Below are 24,731 nucleotides of genomic sequence, written 5' to 3' on the forward strand. Positions count from 1 at the left end.
AGGCCACAACTCCCCAGGCACCGAGCGTCGTTTTCGGGTGCACGGGACCTGGGCAGGGGTCCGTGCACGAGCCCGCAGGCCTTCCGCCGTGCGCCGGCCGCCGTGACGCGGTTACGGTCATGGCTGCCCACACCAGACATCCAGGAGCCTTGCACCATGACCACAGCAATCCGACGCGCCGACCGCCGTATCAGCCCGGTCTTTCTCGCGCTCGTCGCCGTCATGGCGGTGTCCGGCTGGGCGGTGTGGAGCGAAACGCTCGCGGCGAACACCGGCTTCGCGGTGTTCTTGTTCGTGGTGTCCGGCTGGGTGGTGTCGCTGTGCCTGCACGAGTACGCGCACGCCAGGACCGCGCTGCACAGCGGCGACATCTCGGTGGAGGCCAAGGGCTATCTGACGCTGAACCCGCTCAAGTACACCCATGCGCTGCTCAGCATCGTGCTGCCGGTGATCTTCGTGATCATGGGCGGGATCGGGCTGCCGGGCGGCGCGGTGTTCATCGAGCGGGGCCGGATCCAGGGGCGCTGGCGGCACAGCCTGATCTCGGCGGCCGGGCCGCTGACCAACATCGTGTTCGCTGCGGTGTGCACGGCGCCGTTCTGGCTGCACGGGCTGGACGGGGTGCCCGCCCCGTTCCGTTTCGCGCTGGCGTTCCTGGCGCTGCTGCAGGTGACCGCCGCGATCTTGAACTTTGTGCCGGTGCCGGGGCTGGACGGCTACGGGGTGATCGAGCCGTGGCTGTCGTACAAGCTGCGGCGGCAGGTGGAGCCGTTCGCGCCGTTCGGGCTGCTGGCGGTCTTCGGGCTGCTGTGGGTACCGGAGATCAACCAGGCCTTCTTCGGCCTGGTGGACATGATCCTGCACGGCCTCGGCGTCTCGTCGCTCGACAGCTACCTCGGCCAGCAGCTCTTCCGCTTCTGGCAGGGCGAGCCGCCGCTGCCGCAGGGCGGCGGTCTCTTCTGAGGACGGGGGCCCGGCCGGCCCTTTCGAGGGGCCGGGCTCGCAGGAGGGCGCGATGCGCCGGGCTCAGCCGGCCTGCTGCGCCCGCTGGAGCTTCGCCCTGCGCAGGTAGAACCACGCCATGTTGCTGGAGATGCCCGCCAGCAGGATCCAGACGATGCCGACGAAGCTGCCCTGGACGAACGCGACCACGGCCGCGGCGACGGAGAGGACGCACACGGCGACGGCCATGAGAGCGAGCCGGCGGGCCGGGCCGGACGGGGGCAAGAGGGGCATGGAAGCGGCTCCTGTCGGGAGTGGTGCGGTCCTCCCCAGTGTCCCCCATGCCCCGTGTGCGCCGGTCGGCGGTCCGGCAGCGGCCGCTGTCGCCGCGGCCGGCCGGCTCAGACGTCGGTGAGGCGCAGCCCCGCGTGTGCCTTGTAGCGCCGGTTGACCGAGATCAGGTTGGCGACCAGCGACTCGACCTGGTGGGCATTGCGCAGCCGGCCGGCGAAGACGCCCCGCATACCGGGGATACGGGCGGCCAGCGCCTGCACCAGGTCGGTATCGGCGCGGGACTCACCGAGGACCATCACGTCGGTGTCGATCCGCTCGGTCTCCGGGTCCTGCAGCAGCACCGCGGACAGGTGGTGGAAGGCGGCGGTGACCCGGGACTCGGGCAGCAGGGCCGCGGCCTGCTCGGCGGCGCTGCCCTCCTCGGGCTTGAGCGCGTAGGCGCCCTTCTTGTCGAAGCCGAGCGGGTTGACGCAGTCGATGACGAGCTTGCCGGCCAGCTCCTCGCGCAGCGCCTGAAGGGTCTTGGCGTGGCCCTCCCACGGCACGGCGACGATCACCACATCGCTGCGCCGGGCGCACACGGCGTTCTCCGCGCCCTCGATGCCCAGGCCGAGTTCACCGGCGGCGGTCTCGGCGCGCTCGGCGGCCCGGGAGCCGATGATCACCTTCTGGCCGGACCGTGCCAGCCGGTAGGCCAGGCCGCGGCCCTGGTCGCCGGTGCCGCCGAGGACGCCGACCACCAGGCCGGAGACGTCCGGGAGGTCCCAGGGGTCACGCTTGAGGGCGGCCTTCGCACGCGTCGCGGCGTTCGGGGAGAACCGGTCATCATCAGGAGTAGTCATGACAGCGATCCTGTCACGCGCCCACCACGAACCGGGCGGGCCCTCGGCACGGAACAGGTCAGGCACTCGGCGCGGAGCCGGTCAGGCACTCGGCGCGGAGCCGGTCAGGCCGTTACGGCGACCCCGTCGTGGCGTCACGGCGAACCGGTCACGCCGTCACCTCGGACCGTCACGCCTTCACGCTGCCGTCGGTCAGGCCCGTGCGCCAGTACCGCTGGAGCACCGTCATCAGCACCATCAGCGGCACCACGGACAGGAAGGCCCCGCCCACCGTGTACTGGTAGAGCACCGGTTGGCGGTCGGCGTAGCCGGTCCAGGAGGTCAGGCCGAGCTGGACCGGGTAGAGGTCGGAGTCCGAGAGCATCACCAGCGGCAGGAAGTAGTTGTTCCAGATGTGGACGAACTGGAAGAGGAAGACGGTCACCAGCGCCGGGGTCATCAGCCGCAGCGCGAGCCCGCCGAAGATCCTGGCCTCGCCCGCGCCGTCGATCCGGGCCGCTTCCAGGAGCGAGCCGGGCACCGCTGCGGCGGCGTAGATCCGGCACAGATACACGCCGAACGGGCTGACCGTGCTGGGGATCAGCACCGCCCAGTAGGTGTTGGACAGGCCCAGCGCGCTGAAGAGGAAGTAGAGCGGCAGGGCCAGCGCGGTGCCGGGGATCAGCACCCCGGCGAGCACCACGTTGAAGACCGCCTCCCGGCCGCGGAACGGGAAGGTGGCCAGCGCATAGCCGGCCGCGGCGGACAGCAGGGTGGCGCAGACCGCTCCGGTCCCGGCGTAGAAGAGGGAGTTGGCGAACCAGCGGGCGTACATGCCGTGGTCGTAGGTGAGGACGTCGACGAGGTGGTCGACGGGGTGCGGATGGCCGGAGAACCAGAAGCCGAAGGTGCCGAAGAGGTCGGCGCTGTTCTTGGTGGCGGAGACCGCCAGCCAGTAGACGGGCATCAGGAAGTAGAGCGCGGCGACGGTCAGCAGCGAGGCGGTGATGATCCGGTGGCGGACCGGGGGCGGTGTCATCCGCGCTCCCCGGTGTGCTCCCCGGCGCGCCCGCCGGCCAGCCGCAGAAAGCCGAAGGACACCGCGCACGCCACCAGCGCGAGCAGTACCGCCTCGGCCGCCGCCACCTGCTGGTTGTCGCCGACGAACGCCTCGCTGTAGGCGTGCAGGTTGGGCGTGAAGCCGGAGTCGATGGAGGAGGCCAGCGGGCGCAGCACCATGGGTTCGGCGAACAGCTGGAGGGTGCCGATGATGCTGAAGACACCGGTGAGCACGAGCGCGGGGCGGAGCAGCGGGATCTTGATGTGCCGGGCGACCTGCCAGGCGTTCGCCCCGTCGATCCGTGCCGCCTCGTACAGCTCCCCCGGTACGGCCTTGAGCTGGGCGATCAGTACCAGCATGTTGTAGCCGGTGAACTGCCAGGTGACGATGTTGGCGACGGACCACAGGACGGTGCCGCGGGAGAGGAAGTCGACGCTCCAGCCCATGGATTCGGCGATCTTCACCAGCGGGCTGATGCCCGGCACGTAGAGGAATCCCCACAGGATCGAGGCGATCACTCCCGGCACGCCGTACGGCAGGAAGAAGGCGCTGCGGAAGAACGGGACCGCGCGGGCGCTCGCGCTCTCCAGCAGCAGTGCGAGGGCGGTGGCCAGCACGGTCATCAGCGGGATCTGGACGGCGCCGAAGAGCAGCACCCGGCCGAAACCGGCCAGGAACCGGTCGTCGGAGAGGGCGTGGGCGTAGTTGGCGAGGCCGGCGAAGGCCTGGTGTGCCTGACCGCCGAGGCCGAGCGGGCCGGTGCGTTGGGTTTTCTGCAGGCTCTCGTAGAGGGCGTAGCCGATGGGGGCGAGGAAGCAGAGAGCGAAGAGGGCGAGGAACGGCAGGACGAATCCGGCGGCGGCGCGGGCGTTGCGGGCCTCGGTGCGGGTGACGCGGCGCGGGCGGCGGCCGGTGCCCCGGCGGGACGCGCCGCGGGTGACCGGGTCCGGCCGCAGCGGCGTGTCCCGGCTCACCCGCTCTCCACCTTCAGGCCCTTGCCCTTGAGGTCGGCGACGGTCTGGGCCTGCACTTTCGTCAGGACCGAGCGGAAGGAGCCGCCGTCCGCGAGCGCGTCGGTGAAGGCGTCGCCGAGCCGCTGGTAGAGGGTGTCCACCCCGGGCCCCCACCGCCAGCTGGTGTCCACATGCGCCCCGGCGGCCGCGAAGACCTTGCTGTACGCCTGGCCGCCGAAGAATTCCTTGTCGACGTCGAGATCGGTGGCGGCATAGCCCTTCTTGGCACTGGGGAAGCCGTAGCCGCCGTCGATCAGCAGCGCGATCGACTCGGGGTCGGTGTTGAGCCAGACGGCGAAGTCCAGGGCGTCCTTGGGGTAGCGGGCCTTGGCGAAGACGGCGGTGGTCGAGCCGCCCCAGTTGGCGAAGGCCTGCTCGCCCGCCTTCCACTGCGGCAGCGGCGCGGCCCGCCACGTCCCCTTGGTGCCCGGTGCGTTGCCGGCCAGCAGCGCATCGCCCCAACTGGCGCCCACCCAGGCCGGGATGGCGCCGGTCTGCAGATCCTTGTACCAGGCGTTCTGCCGGTCCGGGATGGTCTTGACGAGTTTCTGCTTGACGAGGGATTCCCAGTAGTCGGCGACCTTACGGGTGGGTTCGTCGTCGAGGTGCACGATCCAGGTGTCGCCGTGTGTCCGGTACCACCTGGCGCCCGCCTGCCAGGCGAGGCCGGCGAAGCGGTTGCCGTTGGTGGGGGCGAAGGTCTCGATCCAGGCGCCCTTCTTCCGGACGGCCTTGGCGGCGGCCTCGTACTCGTCCCAGGTCCGCGGGGTCGGCACGTCCCAGGTGTCGAAGAGGTCCTGGCGGAGGAACAGCCCCATCGGCCCGGATGCCTGGGGGATGGCGTAGATACCCTTGCCGAAGACGGACTGCTGCCACTGCCAGCCGAAGAACTCGCTCCGGTGACGGGCGGCGCCGAGCGGGGCGAGGTCGAGCAGTCCGTCGTCGAGCAGGAAGCCGGGGAGGACGGGGAATTCGATCTGGCCCAGGTCGGGCGGGTTGCCGGCCTTGATGGCGGCGTGCATCTTCGCGTATTGCTGGCCGCCCACGGCCGACACCTTCTCGACCTTGACCTGGACCTCGGGATGCTTGCGGTTCCAGAGGCCGACGGGCTTGTCGATGCCCGGCACCCAGGACCAGAAGGTCAGCTGGATCCGCTGTCCCTTCTTGCGCTCCCGGGGTGGGCTGCCGTCGCCGTCCCCGCCCTCGCCGCAGCCGGTGAGCGCCCAGCCGGCGGCGACGGCGGCCGCCCCGCCCAGGACCGTTCTGCGGTGCACGGTGCGGTTGCTCATACCGGCTCCCCCACGAGGATGCGGATGCGGATGCGGCGAAAGGTGATCGTCGAGCACGCGCTGCAGTCGCCCGCCCCGTGGAGCGGTCGGGCGCCCCCACGGGCGGGGACGTAGGATGTCCCTCGTCCTGCGGCGACCATAGGGAGTGCCCAACTTGCCGTCAAGACACCGCACATGGGGCATTCCCGTATCGGCAAAGGCACCGCCGACACGGGGTGACATCCCGGTGAACGAGGACGGCGACGCCCGCAGCGGCACCTTCACCACAGCTCTGCCGCGCCCCTGCCGCACCTCTGCCGGCCCGGCTCCCTCACCACTCCGTCAGCGGGGGCCCCTCACCGCTCCGTCAGCCGGCGCCGGATGCCGTCGAAGTGCCGGTGCATCGCCTCCACGGCGCGGTCGCCGTCGCCCGCCTCCAACGCATCGACGATCTCCTGGTGCTGGCGGTGCGTCACCTCCGGGTCGGGGCCGTCGTCGGAAAGGTCCTGCCGCACCCGGCGCAGCGCCGCCCAGAACGCGTCCAGCACCTCGCTCAGCAAGTGGTTGCCCAGCGAGCGGTACAGGGCGAGATGGAAGGCCCGGTCGGTGGCGCTCTGCACCTGCCCGCCCCGCGCCTCCTCCGCCATCCGCTGCACCAGCCCCCTGAGGACGGCAAGATCCTCGGCCGGCAGCTTCCGGGCGACGGTGTTGATCAGGCCCGCCTCCAGCGCCTCGCGGACCTCCATCAGCTCGTACAGGCTGGACTCGCCCTGGTGGTGGCGGACCGCGGCGCGGAAGGCGACGCCCTCGACGAACGGCTCCAGGGTGAGCGGGCCGACGTAGGTGCCGAAGCCGTGCCGGATCTCCACGATGCGCATCGCCTGCAGCGCCTTGAGCGCTTCGCGCACCGAGTTGCGGCTGACGTCGAGCAGGCCGACCAGCTCGGCCTCGGTGGGCAGCGGATCGCCCGGGGTCAGTCCGCGCTGCAGGATCAACTGCTTGATCTGCGCCTGCACATCCTCGGCCATCGTCCCTCGCGCCATGGAAACTCCCTCTCCCGCTCCCGCGTCTGCCATACGGCCCGCCGCCGTCCGTCGCCCGCCCCACCGGGCCGCGGTTCCTTGACCGACCGCCTGCGAACAGGTCTATTGTGCTCGACATAGGACATGGGATGTCCTATGTCGGACTCGGAGACCCCGGAGCCCCCATGGCACTGCCCGCCTCCCTGCACGGCGTCATCCCGCCGGTCTGCACCCCGCTCGGCCCGCGCGGCGAGATCGACACCGCCTCGCTGACCCGCCTGGTGCACCACCTCCTCGACGGCGGCGTCCACGGACTGTTCGCCCTCGGCTCCACCAGCGAGGCCGCCTACCTCACCGACGCCCAGCGCGGCACCGCGCTGGAGACCGTCCTCAAGGCCGCGGACGGCAGGGTCCCGGTGCTCGCCGGGGTCATCGACACCACCACCCCGCGGGTGCTCGACCACGCCCGGACCGCCGCCGCCCTCGGCGCCGACGCCCTGGTCGCCACCGCGCCCTTCTACACCCGCACCCACCCACGGGAGATCGCCGCGCACTTCCGCCACCTGCGCACGGCCGTGGACCTCCCGCTGTTCGCCTACGACATCCCCGTCGCCGTGCACAGCAAGCTGTCCCCGTCGCTGGTGCGGGAGCTGGCCGCGGACGGCACGCTCGCCGGGCTCAAGGACAGCAGCGGCGACGAGGGCTCGCTGCGCCGCCTGCTCACCGCGCTCGGCGGCCGCACCGCCCGGCACACCGGCCCCGCCCCCGGCTTCTCGGTCCTCACCGGCTCCGAACTGACCGTGGACGCCGCCCTGCTGGCGGGCGCGGACGGGGCCGTCCCCGGCATCGGCAACGTCGACCCGGCGGCCTACGTCCGCCTCTACGACGCCGCCCGGTCCGGCGACTGGGAGCGGGCGGCCGCCGAACAGGAACGCCTGGTCACCCTGTTCGCCATGGTCGACGCCGGCCCCGAGCCCGAGATGGGCCGCAGCTCCTCCGCGCTGGGTGCGTTCAAGGCGGCGCTGCACCTCCTCGGCGTGATCGACGGGGGCGCCACCGCCTTTCCGCAGCGCCCGCTGAGCGAAGAGGCCGTGGCGGAGGTGGGACGTCGGCTCACCGACGCGGGCCTGCAGCCCGTCCGGCAGGGCCCCATCCCGTACGGGTGACACCCGCGTAAACCGCCCCCGGACAGCGCCGTGCCGCGGCAGGATGCCGGGCCATGGATGCCGTACGGGTCGCCCTGCTGCGCGAAGTTCTCGCCGGGACCGAGTGGGTCCAGGCCACCCGCCGCTTCGCGGGGACGCTGCGCGGCGCCGTCACCCCGCACGGCGGAGGGCTCCTGCTGGTCGGCAGCGCCTCGTACGAGCCCTGGCACCTGGCCGCCCACCTCGACGACGAGGCCGCCTGGTCGGGCCTGCCCGAGCTGTCACCGACGCTGGTGCGCCACCGCGTCCCCGGCGGGGCGCCGGCCCATCTGGCAGTGGGCCTCGGCCGGTTGGCGGCGGCCGGACGCGGCGAGACGCTGCTGGTCGTGACGCCCGAGCAGCCGGGCGCCGGGCTGCTGGAGCGGGTGCACGACGCCCGCCGCAACGGCGCGACGGTGCTCGCCCTGGACGGCGGCGACCGCGATCTGCATGCCCTGGCGCATGACGCGCTCGCCGCACCCCCGCCCCCGCCCGACGGCACGGACGGGGCGCCGGCCGACCTCGACCTCGACACGGTCCAGCATCTGGTGAGCGCGGCCGCCGGCGAGAACAGCCTGCCCGCACCCCGCAGACACCGCCGCTTCCGCGACCGCCTGGCCCGCCTGGCGGACGGCCTGACCGCCCCGCCGCCGCCTCGCTGGTAGCCCATGAGGTCTGATGGAGCCGACCAGCAGGAGCCGGAGAAAACCCATAAATCCCCGGAAAGACCCATAAGATCCATAAAGCCCGTCAAGGCCCCTCAAGGCCCATAAGCACCGGAAAGCCTCAGGCGCGCCCGGGAGGCCGGAAGGAGGCAGGAGCCCCCGGAAGGTGTCCGGCCCTCCCCGTCACTCTCCCCCGTTCCCCCGACCCTGGCCGTCGTGCCACTTCGGGTCGGTCTCCCACTCCACATTCCGCTCGCGGGCCGTCTCCATGGCGTGCTCGGCCTCCTCGCGGGTGGGGTACGGGCCGAGGCGGTCGGCGGCGCGGCACTGGGGCCCCTCCTCGACCGTCCGGTGCTCGAGGCAGTAGAACCACTCGCCGGGCTTGCCGACCGTACGCCTCTTGAACAGCGCCATTGCCGCCTCCTGTGGATGCTCTGTGCCCCCATCCTGCCCGACGGCCCGCGGATACACTCGCTGGCATGTCTGGCCAGTCGCTTCTTGTCCCGGGGAAGATCTCCCCCACCCGCCCCGTCCCCGCCTCGATCCCGCGCCCCGAATACGTCGGGAAGGACGCACCCACCCCGTACACCGGGCCCGAGGTGCAGGACGCCGAAACGATCGAACGGATGCGGATCGCCGGCCGGATCGCCGCGCAGGCGATGGAGGAGGCCGCCAAGCTGATCGCACCCGGTGTGACGACCGATGAACTGGACCGGGTCGCCCATGAGTTCATGTGCGACCACGGTGCCTACCCGTCCACGCTCGGCTACCGCGGCTTCCCCAAGTCCCTGTGCTCCTCGCTCAACGAGGTCATCTGCCACGGCATCCCGGACTCGACCGTCCTGAAGGACGGCGACATCGTGAACCTCGACGTCACCGCGTACCTCAACGGTGTGCACGGCGACAACAACGCCACCTACCTGTGCGGCGACGTGGACGAGGAGTCCAGGCTGCTGGTCGAGCGGACCAGGGAAGCGCTCAACCGCGCGATCAAGGCCGTCAAGCCGGGCCGTCAGATCAACATCATCGGCCGGGTCATCGAGTCGTACGCCAAGCGCTTCGGCTACGGAGTGGTCCGCGACTTCACCGGTCACGGCATCAACTCCTCCTTCCACTCCGGCCTGATCGTTCCGCACTACGACAGCCCGCACCACACCACCGACATCAAGCCCGGCATGACGTTCACGATCGAGCCGATGCTGACGCTGGGGACCCACGACTACGACATGTGGGACGACGGCTGGACGGTGGTGACCAAGGACCGCAAGCGGACCGCGCAGTTCGAGCACACGCTGGTGGTCACGGACACCGGGGCGGAGATCCTCACGCTGCCCTGACGAAAGCGGCCGGAACTTTACCGACAGGGCGTCGGGAACAGGCGTAGGCTCGTTACCGACAGGACGTCGGGAACGGGTTGACTTAGGTAAGCCTAAGCAGTTGGGTGGCCCAGGGTCGGCGGCTCGGTGGAGCCGGCCTGTTCCCGTCGGCTCCCCTCGGCCCCCGGAGGTCCGTCTTGGAAGCGTCCAGCCCGACCCCGCCCGCTCCCTCCGCCCCCGGCACCCCGTTCTCGACGGTCATCCGCACCGCGTCCCACGAGCAGCACACCGAGGCCGAGAACTCCTCCTTCATGAGCGACCTGCTCGGCGGCAGGCTCGGCGTCGCCGCCTACCGGCGCTACACCGAGCAGCTGTGGTTCGTCTACCGCGCGCTGGAGGACGCCTCCGGACCGCTCGCCGACGACCCGGTGGCGGGCCCCTTCGTCCGTCCCGAGCTGGCCCGCACCGCCGCACTGGAACGCGACCTCGCCCACCTCGGCGGCCCGTCCTGGCGCACCGGCCTGGAGCCGCTGGCCGCCACCGCCGCGTATGCCGACCGGGTGGCGGCCTGCGCCCACGACTGGCCGGGCGGCTTCGTCGCCCACCACTACACCCGCTACCTCGGCGACCTCTCGGGCGGCCAGATCATCCGCGGCACGGCCGAGAAGACCTGGGGCTTCGCCCGCAAGGGCGACGGGGTGCGGTTCTACGTCTTCGAGGACATCGCCAACCCGGCCGCCTTCAAACGCGAGTACCGGGCGCTGCTGGACGCCCTGCCGGTGGACGACCTGGAGAAGCAGCGGGTGGTCGACGAGTGCAAGCGCGCCTTCCGGCTGAACAGCGCGGTCTTCCGGGAGCTGGGCGCGCAGTTCCCGTTGAGCGCGTAGCGGCCACCCCTACGGGCTCTGCCCCTGACCGCTAGCGCGCATCGGGACACACCCGTGACCGCTGGCGCGTATCGGGACGCACCCGTCCGCCGACGGCGATGGTGCCGTCCGGATACGGGTGGGTGAGGATCCGGGAGCCGGCGCCCTGCCGGATGTCGAGCGGGCGCCCCAGTTCGTGCGTCAGCAGGAGGGCGGCGGCGCCGGTGGCCTCGTCCTCGACGACAGTATCGCCGCGCCGCGGGAAGGCCCGCGCCCGGACCACGCCCGCGGCCTCGTCCTGCCAGGCCCAGGCGTAGAGCCAGCCCTCCCCCGGCGGCGGTGCGGGCAGCGCGTCGACCTCGGCCGCCGAGGCGTACCGCCGGGTGGTGCGGGCGGTCACCCACTCCGCGCGCCCGTGCACCCAGACCACGTCCCCCTCGAAGCGGACCGCGACCTCACCGGCCGCCGGGCGCAGGGTGCACGGCGGCCGCCCCAGGCTCCGCAGCAGCCAGGCCAGACCCACCAACGGGTGTCCGGCGAAGGGGAGCCGGACGCTCGGGGTATGGATGTCCACGGTGCCCCGGTCCGCGTCGTCGAGGAACACGGTTTCACTGAAGCCGAGTTCGGCCGCGAGGGCGGCCCGCTCGGCGGCGCCGGGGACGGCCGCCCCGTCGCGGACGACGCCCAGCAGATTGCCGCCGGCGCCGTCGGGCCCGCAGAACACCCGGAGCACATCGAGTTCGGTCATCCGGACAGTGAAGCGCGGGGCGGCGCGGCAGAGGCGAGCGGGGCCGCCGCCGAGAGGCCGCCGCCCGGAAAGGGGCAGCCGGCCGGCGAACTCCGCCGTCATCACCCGTCGCACAGCGTGACCTTTACCTTGACCGACGCATGACGGTTCCGTGACCAGGTGCGGACCAAGCCGTGATCCAGCCGTTGTCAATGAGAGCGGGATCACTGGACGGGGCGGGCGAAAACAGGTAAGCCTCAGATAAGTTAGGGCCGCCTTAGTGGCGAACTTCTTGACTGTTTATCGTTCGCGTAGTCCTTATCCGTTCCACCGAGCCCGCCTGGAGCCCCGCATGCGAGCCCATCGCTCCTCCGTCGCCGTCGCCCTCGCCGCGGCCACGGCCGTCACCGCCGTCGCCGGCTGCGCCGCGAAGAACGAGGGCAAGGGCGGCGGCAAGGGCGCCATCGAGGTGACCGCGACCGACTCCAGCTGCGAGCTCTCCGCCAAGGAGTTCCCCGCCGGACATGTCCGGTTCGCGGTCCAGAACAAGGGCTCCAAGGTCACCGAGGTGTACGTCTACGCGCCCGGCGACCGGATCGTGACCGAGCGGGAGAACATCGGCCCCGGCACCCACGCGGAGATCACCGCGGAGATCAAGGCCGGTGCGTACGAGGTCGCCTGCAAGCCCGGCATGAAGGGCCACGGCATCCGCCAGAAGGTGACCGCCAGTGGCAAGGGCGCGAATGCCAAGCGCGACCCCAAGCTGGATGCCGCGGTCGCGGCGTACCGCACCTACGTCCAGGAGCAGGCCGACCAGACGCTTCCGGCGGCACAGAAGTTCGCCGACGCGGTCAAGGACGGCGATGTCGAGGCCGCCAAGAAGGCCTACGCCCTCTCGCGGGTGGGCTGGGAGCGCACCGAGCCGGTCGCCGAGTCGTTCGGTGACATCGACCCCAAGGTCGATGTGCGCGCCGACGGTGTGGAGAAGGGCCAGAAGTGGACCGGCTGGCACAAGCTGGAGAAGTCCCTGTGGGAGGAGAAGAAGATCTCCGGGGACGACAAGAAGCTCGCCGATCAGCTCATCACCGACCTGAAGGACTGGCAGAAGCGGGTCGGCAAGGCCGAGATCACCCCGACCAGCATGGCCAACGGCGCCAAGGAACTGCTCGACGAGGTGGCCACCGGCAAGGTCACCGGTGAGGAAGAGCGCTACAGCCACACCGACCTGGTCGATTTCCAGGGCAATGTCGAGGGTGCCGAGAAGGCGTACGAGCTGCTGAAGCCGGTCGTCGGCAAGAACGACCCGGCGCTCGCCAAGGAGCTGGACAAGCAGTTCAAGGCGATCCACGCACTGCTCGACGACCACCGCGACAGCAAGTCCGCGGACGGCTTCGCCTCCTACGACACGGTCGGCAAGGACGACCGCAAGAAGCTCTCCGACGGCGTCAACGCGCTGGCCGAGCCGCTGTCGAAGCTGGCCGCCGCCGTCGCCACCACCAAGTAGTCCGCCGCGGGCGAGGGAGCACGATGACGCAGGAGAAGGGCATGACCGGCACGGACGGCACGAGGGCCGAGGGCCACACCACCACCGAGGACGGCACGGCCACCGCGGGCAGCACGGCAAGCGACGACGGCACGGCCGCGAGGGCCGCCGACGGGCGCGCCCCGTCCCGGCGTTCCCTGCTCGGCTGGGGAGGCGCGGGCCTGGCGCTGGGCGCGGTCGCGGCCGGCGGTACGGCGGCGGCGCTGCGCACCGGCGGCGACGCCCAGCCGGCCGGCGCGGACGCGACCTCGCGCTCCGCGATCGCCTTCCACGGCAGGCATCAGGCGGGCATCGCCAGCGCCGTCCAGGACCGGCTGCACTTCGCCTCCTTCGACGTCACCACCGACGACCGCGCCGAACTGATCGCGCTCCTCAAGGAGTGGACGAAGGCGGCGGCGCGGATGACGGCCGGGGACCCGGTCGGGGACGGCGCGGTCGGCCAGCTCGCCGAGGCCCCGCCGGACGACACCGGTGAAGCGCTCGGGCTGCCGCCGTCCCGGCTCACCCTCACCTTCGGCATCGGCCCGACGCTGTTCGAGAAGGACGGCAAGGACCGGTTCGGCATTAAGGCCCGGCGGCCCGATGCCCTGATCGATCTGCCGCAGTTCCCCGGCGACAACCTCGACAAGGCGCGCAGCAACGGCGATCTGTGCGTCCAGGCGTGTGCGGACGACCCGCAGGTGGCGGTGCACGCGATCCGCAACCTGGCCCGGATCGGCTTCGGCAAGGTCGCGATCCGCTGGTCGCAGCTGGGCTTCGGCAAGACCTCCTCGACGACGCCGGACGCGCAGACCCCGCGCAACATGTTCGGCTTCAAGGACGGCACCCACAACCTGGCGGGCACCGACACCGCGGCGCTCGACAAGCACGTCTGGGTCGCGGACGGCGAGGCGAAGGGCAAGGAGAGCTGGATGGCCGGCGGCTCCTACCTCGTCGCGCGCCGCATCCGGATGCACATCGAGACCTGGGACCGCACCTCGCGCAAGGAGCAGGAGGACATCTTCGGCCGCGACAAGGGCGAGGGCGCGCCGGTGGGCAAGAAGCACGAGCGGGACACCCCGCATCTGAAGTCGATGCTGCCGACCGCCCATGTCCGCCTCGCACACCCGGACTCCAACGGCGGGATACGCATCCTGCGCCGCGGCTACTCCTTCACCGACGGTACGGACGGCCTGGGGCGGCTGGACGCGGGACTGTTCTTCCTCGCCTACCAGCGGGACGTGCGCCATGGCTTCGTCCCCCTCCAGAAGAGGCTGGCGGCCAACGACGCGCTCAACGAATACATCCAGCACGTGGGTTCAGCGGTCTTCGCGGTGCCGCCGGGCGTCCGGAACGTGGACGACTGGTGGGGCCGGGAGCTGTTCGCCTGACGCCGTCGTCACCGCCGGCACCATCGATACCGCCGACGCCGGAAAGAAGGCCGTCGGCACCATGAAGGAAGGGAAGGAACCGACGTGTTCGGCAACTACCTGATCGGTCTGCGCGAGGGCCTGGAAGCCAGCCTCGTCGTCTGCATCCTCATCGCCTATCTGGTCAAGACCGGGCGGCGGGAGGCGCTGCGTCCGGTCTGGCTCGGGATCACGCTCGCCGTGGTGCTGTCGTTCGCGTTCGGTGCGGCGCTGCAGTTCGGGTCGCAGACCCTGACCTTCAAGGCCCAGGAGGCGCTGGGCGGTTCGCTGTCGATCATCGCGGTCGGCCTGGTGACGTGGATGGTCTTCTGGATGCGGCGCACCGCGCGGCATCTGAAGAAGGAGCTGCACGGCAAGCTGGACGCGGCGCTGCAGATGGGCACCGTGGCGCTGGTGGTCACCGCGTTCTTGTCGGTCGGCCGGGAGGGCCTGGAGACCGCGCTGTTCATCTGGACCGCAGCCCAGTCCGCCAACGACGGGGTACGGCCGCTGATCGGGGCGCTGCTGGGCCTGCTGACGGCGGTGGCGCTGGGCTGGCTGTTCTACCGCGGTGCGGTGCGGATCAACCTGGCGAAGTTCTTCACCTGGACCGGCGGCATGCTGGTGGTGGTCGCGGCGGGCGTGCTGGCGTACGGCTTCCACGATCTGCAGGAGGCGGACCTGCTGCCGGGGCTGGCCTCGCAGGCGTTCGACATCAGCGCTCAGATCCCGGCCGACAGCTGGTACGGCACCCTGCTCAAGGGCATCTTCAACTTCCAGCCGGACCCGACCGTTCTTCAGGTCACGGTGTGGGCTCTGTATCTGATCCCCACGCTCACGATCTTCTTCGCCCCCGGTAGGGTGGCGCCGAATCGTGCCACCCCGGCGGCCGCCCCGTCCGCCCCGGTCGCCCCGAAGGAGCCCGAGCCCCATGACACGCAGGTCGCCGTTCCGGGTGCCCGCAACACTGACGTCGGCAGTGGCGGCGATGGTGATAGTGAGCGGGTGCATGACGGTGCACGGCGAGAGGGTAATGCTGCCGGCGGTGTCGACGGCTGAGGGCACCAAGGCGCTCACGCACTTCACCGAGAACTTCAACAAGACCAACCGTCAGCTCGATCCGGCGCTGAACCCCTCGTTCGAGGGGGGCGCGCTGCTGGCCATCGACCAGGCAGGGGTGAAGGCGGCGCAGGCCCTGCGGCCACAGGGCAATCCGGGCTTCAGGGACCTGGCGTTCACGGATCCGCACTTCACCGTGCCCCAGCAGGCGGGCTGGCCGAAATACTTCATCGCGGACGCGGCCAGCAACCGTAAGAACGCCCGCGGCCAGAACACCCGCTGGTTCCTGGTGTTCAGCCGCAACGGCATCGACGAACAGTGGCGCGCGGTGTATCTGGCGACGTTCGCGGACAACAAGGCCCCGGAGCTGAAGACGGACAAGAAGGGCTACGCGGAGGCGGTGCCCACCGGCGCGAAGTCCGGTCTGGTGGTCGATCCGGGCAAGCTGAGCAGTACCTACGCGGACTACCTCAACACCGGCAAGGGCAGCACCTTCGCCTCCGGCCCGCAGACCGACGGCTGGCGGGCGCGGCGCGCCAAGGACGCCAACCGGGCCGGCCAGCGCATCATGTGGGAGGACTCGCCCGCGACCTACCCGCCGGTGGCGCTGCGGACGACGGACGGCGGTGCGCTGGTGTTCTTCTCGACCGTCTACCACCAGCAGCAGACGCTGTTCGCCGGGGCGACGATCTCGGTCGGGAAGCTGAAGGGCCTCATGGAGGGGCCGCCGAAGAAGACCAACCGGATGCTGTTCACCACGGTCTCCGGTCAGACGGTCAAGGTGCCCGCCAAGAGCGCCGGGGGGAAGGTCGCGGTCCTCAACCGGATCGAGGCGAAGACCGCGGTGAAGCCGCTGTAGCCGGCAGCGAAGCCGTACGTACGCGAAGGGCCGTCGGGGTGACCCGGCGGCCCTTCGGTGCGGGTGCGTGCGTACGGGGTGAGCGCAGGGGTGACGGGGCCCGCTCAGCGGCCGATCGGCCAGGCCGGCGCCTCGTGGTGGTGCGGTTCGCGGTCGTTGAACTCGGCGCAGGCGTCGGTGAGCGATTCCAGCAGCGTCAGCGGGTCGGGCAGGGCCAGCTCGGGGCCGCGCAGCCAGGTCACCGCGGGCTGCTCGCCGGGCAGCGCCGAGGGCGGCAGCAGCACATAGCTGCCGCGGCAGTGCCAGCGCAGCCCCGGGTGCTCGTCCATGGTCTCGGGGTGGCAGTCCAGCTCGCACGGCCACCACTCGTCCTCGTCGTCCGGGGTGCCGCGGGTGGCGGTGAAGAAGAGCATCCGGCCGTTGAAGCCGGCGCCGCTGAGGGTGATCGGCCCGACGTCGATACCCGCCGCGTCCAGCCGTCCCAGGGCGCTGCGGCCCGCCTCGACGGGAACGTCCAGGACATCGTGGGTGATGCCGGTGGCGGTGATGAAGTTGGCCTGCGGGAGGGTGCGGACCCAGGCGGCGACCTTGTCGCGGTCGGTGGTGGCGACGGTCTGCCAGCCGAACGAGAGGGGATGGCGGGCGGGGGTGGGACAGCCGATGCGTTCACAGGAACAGCCGTAGCCGGAGGGGTGCGCCGCCGGAGCGACCGGGAAGCCCGCGTCGGCCGCGGCCAGCAGCAGGTCCTCGCGGCTGCGCGCAGCCGCTGATCCCGTGTCCGTATCGCCGCCGTCCGATCCGCTCTTCGGCCGGCGCAGCCACTGGGAGAACCTGCTCTTGCGTTCCATCTATCCCCTCACTTCGAGCGGTGGTCTGGGATCAATGCTGCCACCATCCTGCTCCTCGGGTGACCGGTGTGGGGATCCGGGGTGAACGAAGCGCGGACCAATACCGGCAATTCAGGTCATCGACGACAGGATGCCGCCCCCGCACCCGGCCGCCCGGTGCGCTCAGCCGCGGGGGCGCAGGCCGTGCAGCACCTGGTCGACAAGGGTGTCGACAAAGTCGTAGGTCAATTCACCGGTACGCATCAGCCAGCGCTGTGAGAAGGGACTCAGCATCATCTCGGTGGCGATCCGCACATCGACGCCGTCGGCCACCTCACCCGCCTCCTGCGCCGCCCGCAGCCGGTCGGTGTAGACCTGGATGCCGGGTTCCATCAACCGCGCGACGAAGGTGCGGGACAGCTCCTCGTCGCCGGCGCCGGCGGCCGCGAGGGCGCGATAGGGGGCCTGGAACGCCGGATCGTTGAATTCGTCGACGGTGGCACGCAGCACGGACTTCAGATCCGCGGCCAGGTCACCGGTGTCCGGCAGCCCCTGCGCGGAGTAGTCGTCGACGCCGGCGGTGAAGGCGTCCAGCAGGACGGCGGCCTTGGAGGGCCACCAGCGGTAGATCGTCTGCTTGCCGACCCCGGCCCGGGAGGCGATGCCTTCGATCGTGAGCTTGTCGTAGCCCACCTCGCCGACCAGGGCGAGGGCGGCATCGAAGATCGCCTGGCGGGAGCGTTCGCTGCGGCGGGTGGAGTCGGGGGCTGGTTTGTCGGCCATGCGGCGAAGTCTAGCGAGGGGGAGGCGAGACGTATCGTCTTGACGAGACGATGCGTCTCGCGCATAGTGGAGGGGCAAGCGAGACGCTTCGTCTCGTTCGCTGCGGAGCACAAGGCTGCGGAGGAAGAGCCGCAGAAGAAAAGGCTCCGGAGGAAAGCGACGGGGAAGAGGAAGGGGAATTCCATGAGCAAGGGACATGCCGACGGGATGCTCGGGGTCGGCGGCACCCGCGCCAAACTCTCGCGCGGCGCGCTGCGCGGCGGCGGCGCCACGGACCGCGCCGGCCGGGGACGGTCCGACGCCCGGGAACGGCGCAGTGAACTGCTGCGCAAGTTCCAGGACCGGGCGCAGGGGAAGTGAACCGCGGACCACCCGAACGGGGCGTGAACCCCCGTGGGCCGGCTCAGGACCAGTCGTCGCCCCAGGAGGCGTCGCGGGCGTCGCGGTAGTGGGTGCCGTGCCGCTTGGTCACCGTGGTGCGCTGCAGACCGTCCTGCGCCGTGCACAGGTCCAGGAGGACCTGGCCCTTGCGGAGTTGGGGTTTGCGGATGATGCGGGCGGGGGCGGGGGTGGCGTCGAGGGTGGTCGCGGCCACGTAGCTGAACTTCTCGTCCTCGTACGGGAGGGAGCCGCCCTTGACCTGGCGGTGGAGGGAGGAACGGTTGACCCGGGCGGCGAAGTGGCACCAGTCCTGACCGGGGACGATCGGGCAGGTGTCGCTGTGCGGGCAGGGGGCGACGATACGCAGCCCGGCCTCGGTGAGCTGGGTGCGGGCCTCGCGGATGCGGAGGTAGCCCTCGGGGGTGCCGGGTTCGATCAGGACGACCGTGCGGGCCGCGGTGGCCGCCGCGGCGACGACGGCGTGGCGGTCCTCGGGGCGGAGCTCCCCCAGGACGTAGGAGACGGTGACCAGGTCCGTGCCGGCGGGGACCGACAGGCCCTCGCCGATGGTCGCCCGCTGCCAGGTGGTGTCGGGGAGGGTCTTGGCGGCCAGTTCCCTGCCGAGGTCGAGGGCGGGCTGTGCCCAGTCCAGGACGGTGCTGCGGGAGCCTTCCCAGGTGGCCGCGGTGGCCCAGGTGGCGGCGCCGGTGCCGCCGCCGATGTCGACGTGGGTGGCCGGGGACCAGTCCGGGACCCGGGCGGCGAACGCGGCCAGCGCCGCCCGTACCGCCTCGAAGGTGGCCGGCATGCGGTAGGCGGCGTACGCGGCCACATCCGCGCGGTCGCGCAGGACCGGGGCGTCGGTGGGGGTACGTCCCCGGTAGTTGGCGATCAGCCGCTCGACGGCCTGCGCGGCCTGTTTGGGCGGCAGGCCGTCGAGCAGGCCCGCCAGCGCGGCGCGCAGTTCCTCGTGCATGGGGGAAATTCTACGGGGGCGGGTGGGGTGCCCTGCCTGGTCGTGGGGTGCCGCGCCTGAGCACGGGACCTTGCCCGGCCCGGTGCCCCGCCCGGTCAGGTGGCGCGGGACACCGCGCGGGCCAGCCGGGTGGCGGCCGCGGCGCGCGGGGCGCTGCCGCCATTGTGGCGGCGGGGGTGGACGGTGTTGGCGAGGAGGACGAGGAACGTGTCGGTGGCCCGGTCGAGGACCAGGCTGGTGCCGGTGAAGCCGGTGTGCCCGGCCGCGCCGCGGCCCGCCAACTCGCCCATGAAGTACGGCTGGTCGACGCCGAAGCCCAGGCCCGGCGGGTCGAGGAGGGCGGCGACGGCGTCGGGGCCGAGGATCCGGGCCGTGCCGTAGGCGCCGCCGTTGAGCAGCGTGCGGCACAGCACGGCCAGGTCCTGGGCGGTGGAGAAGAGGCCCGCGTGGCCGGCCACGCCGCCCAGTGCCCAGGCGTTCTCGTCGTGCACCTCGCCGCGGACCAGGCCGCGGTCCGCCTTGGCCCAGGGCCGCCGCTGGTCCTCGGTCGCCGCCACGCCCTGCGGCGCCAGCGGGCCGTAGGTGGTGCTGGACATGTCCAGCGGGCCGGTGATGCCGTCGCGGATCAGGGCGTCGAGCCGGTGTCCGGTGCGCTGCTCCAGGAGCAGTTGGAGGGCGATGAGGTTGAGGTCGGAGTAGCGGTGTGCGGCGCCGGGGCGGCCGCTGGGGGCCGCTGCCTCGGTCCACAGGAGCGCCAGTTGGGCGGCGCGGGTCCGGTGGTCGTGGAAGGGCAGCTCGGGGGCGAGGCCGGAGGTGTGGGTGAGGAGCCGGCGGACGGTGATGCCGGGGGCGAAGGCGGGCAGATCGGCGCGGACCTCGTCGTCGAGGGCCAGCCGGCCGCGCTCGATCTGCTGGACCGCGGCGATGGCGGTGAAGAGCTTGCTGAGCGAGGCGAGGTCGAAGACGGTGCCGACCCGCATCGGCTCCCACAGGTCGCGGGGCAGATCGAGGCCGCGCTCGCGCTCGGGGTCCCAGGCCCGGTAGCGCAGCGCCCAGCCCGCGGCGGCCTCGGCGGCGACGACGGGGCCGCGGCCGGCCAGGACGACGACTCCGGGTGCCCAGGGCGGACGGCCCTCGGGCAGCGCCCGCACGCCGCGGACCAGCCGCTCCATGGAGGCGGGGTCCAGTCCCGCCCGGGACGGCGTGCCGTAGGTGAGTCTCGGTGCGTTCAGGGCCTGGTCCTCTCGCCGGCCGTGCTCCCGTTGCTCTCCCCCCTACGCTGCCACGGGCGGCACATCCCCAGGAAGCTCACGAGCGCCAATATGGCGCAGGAGAGCTGTACGAGGGCCATCGGCAGGGCCGTCCGCTCGCCCGCGATGCCCACCAGCGGCGAGGCCACCGAGCCGAGCAGGAAGGTGGAGGTGCCCAGCAGCGCGGAGGCGGAGCCGGCCGCATGCGGGGTGCGCAGCAGCGCGAGGGTGTTGGTGCTCGGCATGACCAGGCCCATCGCCGACATGAGGACGAAGAGGCCGGCCGCCACCGGGACCAGGCCGGGGCGGCCGAGGACGCCGGAGGACATCACCAGCAGCCCGGCGGCGGCGAGCGCGATCACGGCCAGTCCGGTGCCGAGCACCTTGTCGAGGCTGACCCGGCCGACCAGGACCTTGCCGTTGAACTGGCCGACGCACACCAGGCCGACCGAGTTGAGGCCGAAGAGCAGGCTGAAGGTCTGCGGGGAGGCGCCGTAGATCTCCTGGATGACGAACGGCGAGGCGGAGATGTAGGCGAAGAGGGCGGCGAAGGCGAAGGCGCCGACGAGGAGGTAGCCGGAGAAGGCGCGGTCGGCGAGCAGATCGCGCATGGTGCGCAGGGCCTGGCCGAGGCCGCCGGGGTGGCGGCGGGCGGGCGGCAGGGTCTCGTCGAGCCGGCGCCACACCAGGAGGGTGAGCGCGATCCCGACGGCGGTGAGGACGACGAACACGCCGCGCCAGTCGGTGATCCGGAGGATCTGGCCGCCGATGAGCGGGGCGACCACCGGCGCCGCTCCGGAGATCAGCATCAGGGTGGAGAAGAACCGGGCCATCGCCACGCCGTCGTACAGATCGCGGACCACCGCCCGGGCGATGACGATCCCGGCGGAGCCCGCCAGGCCCTGCAACAGGCGGCAGCCGATGAGGAGTTCGGCGGTGGGGGCGAACGCGCACAGCGCGGTCGCCAGGATGTAGACCACCATGCCGGCCAGCAGCGGCCGGCGGCGGCCCCACTTGTCGCTCATCGGGCCGACGATCATCTGGCCCAGCGCCATGCCCGCCAGGCAGGTCGTCAAGGTGAGCTGGACCGTGGCGGCCGGGCTGTGCAAAGCGGCGGTGACCTGCGGCAGGGCCGGCAGATACATGTCCATGGAGAGCGGCGGTACCGCCGTGAGGCCGCCGAGGACGAGGGTGACGAGGAGGCCGGTGCGGCGGGACGCGGGCAGCGGGACCGGTGCGCCCGGCGCTGCCGGCGCGCCCCGCTCGGCTATGGCGGGTAGGTCCGCGGAATCGGCCGCGCCGGGCTCCGTCATCGGTGTCTCCATGGGTCGTCGAGGGCGGCACCATGGTGTCATGCACAAGGCGGCTCCCGGCAGGTTCCGGACCGGTCCCTTGGACGGAAACCGGACGGGCCTTGGTCCTAGGACCAAGGCCCCGGCCGGCCCGGTCAGGCGGGCTTCAGCCCGGGATCGCCCGCCTCGGAGACGAAGGAGGCGGCGGTGCGCACCGGCGCTCCGGGGGTGGTGACGGCGGACACCGTGCGGTAGTCGCCGCGGGCGGTGTCCTGGCCGAGGGTGACGGTGACATAGCCGCGCCGGCCGTTGTAGAACTTCATGTGCGGGTTGGCGGCCAGGTACGTGGCCCAGTTGGCGGGCTTGTCCGCGCCGTCCTTGCCGCTGGCGATCGAGGTGGTGACGAACTCCACCCCGGCGGTGCGCGAGCCGGGGTCCTTGAAGTCCTTCTTGATGTCGAAGGCGTAGTGGACGTGCACATCGCCGGTGAGCACGACGAGGTTGTCCACGCCCGCCGACTCCGCGCCCGCAAGGACCCGGTCGCGGGAGGCCGCGTAGCCGTCCCAGGCGTCCATGCTCAGCTGGTAGCCGGGGCCGGTGGCGTTGCGCCGCTCGGAGAAGGTGACCTGCTGCGGCAGGACGTTCCAGCGCGCGGAGGACTGCCGCCAGCCGTCGATCAGCCAGCGCTCCTGGGCGGCGCCGGTCAGGGTGCGCGCGGGGTCCAGGGACTCGGGGCCCGGGGCGTGCCAGCCGTCGCCGTAGGCCTGGTCGGAGCGGTACTGGCGGGTGTCGAGGATGTCGAACTGGGCGAGCTGCCCGTACTGGACGCGGCGGTAGAGCCGGGCGTCGGGACCGTCGGGCCGCTGCGGGCGGCGCAACGGCTGGTTCTCCCAGTACGCCCGGTAGGCGGCGGCCCGGCGGACGAGGAACGCGGCGGGCGGGAGGTCGTCCTCGCTGATGTCGGAGGCGTAGTTGTTCTCCACCTCGTGGTCGTCCCAGGTGACGATGAAGGGGTGCGCGGCGTGCGCGGCCTGCAGGTCCGGGTCGGACTTGTACAGGGCGTAGCGCAGGCGGTAGTCCTCCAGGGTGACCGTCTCCCGGTTGAAGACCGCGGGCAGCGTGCGGTCGGTGTAGTGGCGGACGCCGCCGGCCGCGTCGACCGGGTACTCGTAGAGGTAGTCGCCGAGGTGGAAGACGACGTCGAGGTCTTCCTCGGCCAGGTGCCGGTAGGCCGTGAAGTAGCCGTCGTGGTAGGCCTGGCAGGAGACCGCGGCGAGCTTCAGCTCGGAGAGCCGGGCGGCGCGGGCGGGCGCGGTGCGGGTGCGGCCGACCGGGCTGATCCAGTTGCCGGCGCGGAAGCGGTAGTAGTAGACGCGGTCGGGTGCGAGGCCGGTGGGCTCGATGTGCACGGAGTGGTGGAACTCCGGGTGCGCCTCGGCGCGGCCCTGGCCGGCCAGCCGCTGGAAGCGCTCGTCGTAGGCGACTTCCCAGCGGACGGTGACCCTGGCGTCCGGCATGCCGTTGTCCGGCTCGTACGGGCGCGGTGCGAGCCGGGTCCACAGCACCACGGAGCCGGGCTGCGGGTCGCCGGAGGCCACGCCGAGGGTGAAGGGGTTCTCGGCGATCTTCCGCGCGTCGGCCTCGGCGGCGAAGGCGCCGGCGCCCGGGAGGTTGGTCGTGAAGGCGAGCGCGGCGGCGGCTCCGGTGACGGTGAGAAAGCGGCGGCGGCCGACATGTGCGGCGGCTGCCCGGATCTCCTGCTCGTGCGGCGCGTGGTGCGTCATCTGGCCCTCCCCTGGCGGCGGTTGTCCCAGTGATTGCAGGGCCGCGGGACGGCGCGGCGCTGTCCCGTGCACGACGCAGGCATGACAGGTGGATGAGGACCGGTCCCGCAACGGACGCCGTCGGACAATCACGGCACCCTCGGTGGCAAGGCCCTGACGGCGGGCACCCCGGCACGGCCTGCCTCCCCGGCCCTGCCCGCCGCCCCGGCACCCGCCCCGGCCGCTCCCCCGGCATCCGGCACGGCCCCCGCCGACGACCATGACGCCCTGCTGCGCCGGCTGCGCGAAGTGGGCGAGTTGCGCCGGGACGGTGTCCTCACCGAGGAGGAGTTCACCGCCGCGAAGGCCGCGGTGCTGCAGCGCTTCCACACCACGGGCTGAGGCGCGGCGGCTGCCCGTCCGCCCGCCGTACGCCGTTTACGCTGCCGCCATGGCAGAGAACACAGAGCCGGCACGGACCACGGGGACGACGCCGAGGGCACGGGCCGGGCAGGTGGGCGGCACGGCGACCGCGGACCGGCCCACGCTGCCGGCACCGACCTCGCGGGGCGGACAGCGGACGCAGACGGCACCTACGCCACAGGAGGCACGGCAGGACGGGGCACCGCACCGGAAGGTGGCCGTGGTCACCGGCGCCGGGTCCGGCATCGGACGGGCGGTCGCCCATGCGCTGATCGCCGCCCACTGGACGGTGGTCCTGGCCGGGCGGCGCGCGCAGGCACTGGCGGAGACCTCCCGGCTGGCGGGCCCGCTGGACTCCGGCGGCCCCGCGGTGCTGACGGTGCCGACCGATGTCACCCGCCCCGATGAGGTCGACGCCCTCTTCGCCACCGTCCGCGAACGCTTCGGCCGGGTCGATCTGCTCTTCAACAACGCGGGCACGTTCGGCCGGGCGGCGGCGCTGGAGGATCTGGCCTACGACGACTGGCGCGCGGTCGTCGACGTCAACCTCACCGGCTCCTTCCTCTGCGCCCAGGCCGCGTTCCGCGCCATGAAGTCCCAGGAGCCGCAGGGCGGACGCATCATCAACAACGGTTCGGTCTCCGCGCACGTCCCGCGCCCGCACTCCGTCGCGTACACCGCCACCAAGCACGCGATGACCGGCCTGACCAAGTCGCTCTCCCTGGACGGCCGTCCGTACGGCATCGCCTGCGGCCAGATCGACATCGGCAATGCGGCGACCGAGATGACCGGCCGGATGCAGACCGGCATCCTGCAGGCGAACGGCCAACTGACGGTGGAGCCCGTGATGGACGCGGCGGATGTGGCCCGCACGGTGGTGCACATGGCGGAGCTGCCGCTGACGGCCAATGTGCAGTTCGCGACGGTGATGGCGACCAACATGCCCTACATCGGGCGGGGTTGAGGGATGGACAGAGGGTGGGGCCGGGGCGAGGAAGCGGAGGCTGAA

General features: G+C 71.9%; 26 protein-coding genes. 12 read left to right on the forward strand and 14 right to left on the reverse strand.

The window, feature by feature from the left end; genetic code table 11:
* Positions 1-156 precede the first annotated feature (156 nt).
* Positions 157-963: a site-2 protease family protein gene (locus CFW40_RS09525; RefSeq protein WP_088797375.1), complete on the forward strand. Its 807-nt coding sequence runs from the start codon at positions 157-159 to the stop codon at positions 961-963.
* Between the two features lie 63 nt (positions 964-1,026).
* On the opposite strand, the gene CFW40_RS09530 is transcribed toward CFW40_RS09525, so the two are convergent.
* From CFW40_RS09530 to CFW40_RS09555, 6 genes are all read right to left on the reverse strand, one after another.
* Positions 1,027-1,236: a hypothetical protein gene (locus CFW40_RS09530; RefSeq protein WP_088797376.1), complete on the reverse strand. Its 210-nt coding sequence runs from the start codon at positions 1,234-1,236 to the stop codon at positions 1,027-1,029.
* A gap of 107 nt (positions 1,237-1,343) precedes the next feature.
* Positions 1,344-2,078, reverse strand: coding sequence for an NADPH-dependent F420 reductase (gene npdG / locus CFW40_RS09535; RefSeq protein WP_088797377.1), 735 nt, complete (start codon positions 2,076-2,078; stop codon positions 1,344-1,346).
* A gap of 169 nt (positions 2,079-2,247) precedes the next feature.
* Positions 2,248-3,096 (reverse strand): carbohydrate ABC transporter permease, encoded by an 849-nt coding sequence (locus CFW40_RS09540; RefSeq protein ID WP_088797378.1) that lies wholly within the window; start codon positions 3,094-3,096, stop codon positions 2,248-2,250.
* Positions 3,093-4,073, reverse strand: coding sequence for a carbohydrate ABC transporter permease (locus tag CFW40_RS09545; RefSeq protein WP_256331805.1), 981 nt, complete (start codon positions 4,071-4,073; stop codon positions 3,093-3,095). The genes CFW40_RS09540 and CFW40_RS09545 overlap by 4 nt, the downstream gene beginning before the upstream one ends.
* A 14-nt stretch (positions 4,074-4,087) precedes the next feature.
* Positions 4,088-5,419 (reverse strand): ABC transporter substrate-binding protein, encoded by a 1,332-nt coding sequence (locus tag CFW40_RS09550; RefSeq protein ID WP_088797380.1) that lies wholly within the window; start codon positions 5,417-5,419, stop codon positions 4,088-4,090.
* A 335-nt stretch (positions 5,420-5,754) separates the two neighbouring features.
* On the reverse strand, positions 5,755-6,441 hold the full coding sequence (locus tag CFW40_RS09555) for a FadR/GntR family transcriptional regulator (RefSeq protein ID WP_088797381.1): 687 nt from the start codon (positions 6,439-6,441) through the stop codon (positions 5,755-5,757).
* A gap of 164 nt (positions 6,442-6,605) precedes the next feature.
* Here CFW40_RS09555 and CFW40_RS09560 point away from each other — a divergent pair, with 164 nt between their 5' ends.
* Both CFW40_RS09560 and CFW40_RS09565 read left to right on the forward strand, forming a co-directional pair.
* On the forward strand, positions 6,606-7,586 hold the full coding sequence (locus tag CFW40_RS09560) for a dihydrodipicolinate synthase family protein (RefSeq protein ID WP_088797382.1): 981 nt from the start codon (positions 6,606-6,608) through the stop codon (positions 7,584-7,586).
* A 53-nt stretch (positions 7,587-7,639) separates the two neighbouring features.
* Positions 7,640-8,269, forward strand: coding sequence for a hypothetical protein (locus CFW40_RS09565; RefSeq protein ID WP_088797383.1), 630 nt, complete (start codon positions 7,640-7,642; stop codon positions 8,267-8,269).
* Between the two features lie 183 nt (positions 8,270-8,452).
* Here CFW40_RS09565 and CFW40_RS09570 read toward each other — a convergent pair whose 3' ends face one another.
* The gene (locus tag CFW40_RS09570) at positions 8,453-8,683 is read right to left on the reverse strand and encodes a hypothetical protein (protein ID WP_088797384.1); all 231 of its coding nucleotides are present in this window, start codon (positions 8,681-8,683) and stop codon (positions 8,453-8,455) included.
* 65 nt (positions 8,684-8,748) lie between these two features.
* On the opposite strand from CFW40_RS09570, the gene map reads away from it, so the two are divergent.
* Both map and CFW40_RS09580 read left to right on the forward strand, forming a co-directional pair.
* On the forward strand, positions 8,749-9,606 hold the full coding sequence (gene map / locus CFW40_RS09575) for a type I methionyl aminopeptidase (protein ID WP_088797385.1): 858 nt from the start codon (positions 8,749-8,751) through the stop codon (positions 9,604-9,606).
* A gap of 176 nt (positions 9,607-9,782) precedes the next feature.
* Positions 9,783-10,472 (forward strand): heme oxygenase (biliverdin-producing), encoded by a 690-nt coding sequence (locus tag CFW40_RS09580; RefSeq protein WP_088797386.1) that lies wholly within the window; start codon positions 9,783-9,785, stop codon positions 10,470-10,472.
* A gap of 31 nt (positions 10,473-10,503) precedes the next feature.
* On the opposite strand, the gene CFW40_RS09585 is transcribed toward CFW40_RS09580, so the two are convergent.
* On the reverse strand, positions 10,504-11,199 hold the full coding sequence (locus CFW40_RS09585) for a PhzF family phenazine biosynthesis protein (RefSeq protein WP_088802002.1): 696 nt from the start codon (positions 11,197-11,199) through the stop codon (positions 10,504-10,506).
* Between the two features lie 331 nt (positions 11,200-11,530).
* Here CFW40_RS09585 and efeO point away from each other — a divergent pair, with 331 nt between their 5' ends.
* The 4 genes from efeO (at position 11,531) to CFW40_RS09605 (ending at position 16,027) form a co-directional block, all read left to right on the forward strand.
* Positions 11,531-12,682, forward strand: a complete 1,152-nt coding sequence (efeO, locus tag CFW40_RS09590) for an iron uptake system protein EfeO (protein ID WP_088797387.1) — start codon at positions 11,531-11,533, stop codon at positions 12,680-12,682.
* 23 nt (positions 12,683-12,705) lie between these two features.
* Positions 12,706-14,091 (forward strand): iron uptake transporter deferrochelatase/peroxidase subunit, encoded by a 1,386-nt coding sequence (gene efeB, locus CFW40_RS09595; protein ID WP_256331536.1) that lies wholly within the window; start codon positions 12,706-12,708, stop codon positions 14,089-14,091.
* 84 nt (positions 14,092-14,175) lie between these two features.
* Positions 14,176-15,168 (forward strand): iron uptake transporter permease EfeU, encoded by a 993-nt coding sequence (gene efeU / locus CFW40_RS09600; RefSeq protein WP_088797388.1) that lies wholly within the window; start codon positions 14,176-14,178, stop codon positions 15,166-15,168.
* Entirely contained in the window at positions 15,155-16,027 is an 873-nt protein-coding gene (locus CFW40_RS09605) for a hypothetical protein (RefSeq protein ID WP_256331535.1), read from the forward strand. The genes efeU and CFW40_RS09605 overlap by 14 nt, the downstream gene beginning before the upstream one ends.
* 104 nt (positions 16,028-16,131) lie before the next feature.
* On the opposite strand, the gene CFW40_RS09610 is transcribed toward CFW40_RS09605, so the two are convergent.
* Complete coding sequence (locus CFW40_RS09610) at positions 16,132-16,875, reverse strand: bifunctional DNA primase/polymerase (protein WP_088797390.1); 744 nt, start codon at positions 16,873-16,875, stop codon at positions 16,132-16,134.
* Between the two features lie 162 nt (positions 16,876-17,037).
* Positions 17,038-17,637 (reverse strand): TetR/AcrR family transcriptional regulator, encoded by a 600-nt coding sequence (locus tag CFW40_RS09615; protein WP_088797391.1) that lies wholly within the window; start codon positions 17,635-17,637, stop codon positions 17,038-17,040.
* 183 nt (positions 17,638-17,820) lie between these two features.
* Between CFW40_RS09615 and CFW40_RS37020 the strand changes: the two genes are divergently transcribed.
* Positions 17,821-17,997: a DUF6243 family protein gene (locus tag CFW40_RS37020; protein WP_176956538.1), complete on the forward strand. Its 177-nt coding sequence runs from the start codon at positions 17,821-17,823 to the stop codon at positions 17,995-17,997.
* 43 nt (positions 17,998-18,040) lie between these two features.
* On the opposite strand, the gene CFW40_RS09620 is transcribed toward CFW40_RS37020, so the two are convergent.
* The 4 genes from CFW40_RS09620 to CFW40_RS09635 all read right to left on the reverse strand — a co-directional run bounded on the left by CFW40_RS09620 (position 18,041) and on the right by CFW40_RS09635 (position 23,320).
* The gene (locus CFW40_RS09620) at positions 18,041-18,994 is read right to left on the reverse strand and encodes a small ribosomal subunit Rsm22 family protein (protein WP_088797392.1); all 954 of its coding nucleotides are present in this window, start codon (positions 18,992-18,994) and stop codon (positions 18,041-18,043) included.
* Between the two features lie 95 nt (positions 18,995-19,089).
* On the reverse strand, positions 19,090-20,166 hold the full coding sequence (locus CFW40_RS09625; RefSeq protein ID WP_176956537.1) for a serine hydrolase: 1,077 nt from the start codon (positions 20,164-20,166) through the stop codon (positions 19,090-19,092).
* Between the two features lie 56 nt (positions 20,167-20,222).
* On the reverse strand, positions 20,223-21,557 hold the full coding sequence (locus tag CFW40_RS09630; RefSeq protein WP_088797394.1) for a multidrug effflux MFS transporter: 1,335 nt from the start codon (positions 21,555-21,557) through the stop codon (positions 20,223-20,225).
* A gap of 134 nt (positions 21,558-21,691) precedes the next feature.
* Positions 21,692-23,320, reverse strand: coding sequence for an alkaline phosphatase (locus CFW40_RS09635; protein ID WP_088797395.1), 1,629 nt, complete (start codon positions 23,318-23,320; stop codon positions 21,692-21,694).
* 288 nt (positions 23,321-23,608) lie between these two features.
* Here CFW40_RS09635 and CFW40_RS38895 point away from each other — a divergent pair, with 288 nt between their 5' ends.
* Both CFW40_RS38895 and CFW40_RS09645 read left to right on the forward strand, forming a co-directional pair.
* Positions 23,609-23,701: a hypothetical protein gene (locus CFW40_RS38895; protein ID WP_371127303.1), complete on the forward strand. Its 93-nt coding sequence runs from the start codon at positions 23,609-23,611 to the stop codon at positions 23,699-23,701.
* Positions 23,702-23,750: 49 nt separating this feature from the next.
* Complete coding sequence (locus tag CFW40_RS09645; RefSeq protein WP_088797396.1) at positions 23,751-24,686, forward strand: SDR family oxidoreductase; 936 nt, start codon at positions 23,751-23,753, stop codon at positions 24,684-24,686.
* Positions 24,687-24,731 lie beyond the last annotated feature (45 nt).

Origin of the sequence: Streptomyces sp. 2114.4, assembly GCF_900187385.1 — a bacterium.
GTDB lineage: Bacteria > Actinomycetota > Actinomycetes > Streptomycetales > Streptomycetaceae > Streptomyces > Streptomyces mooreae.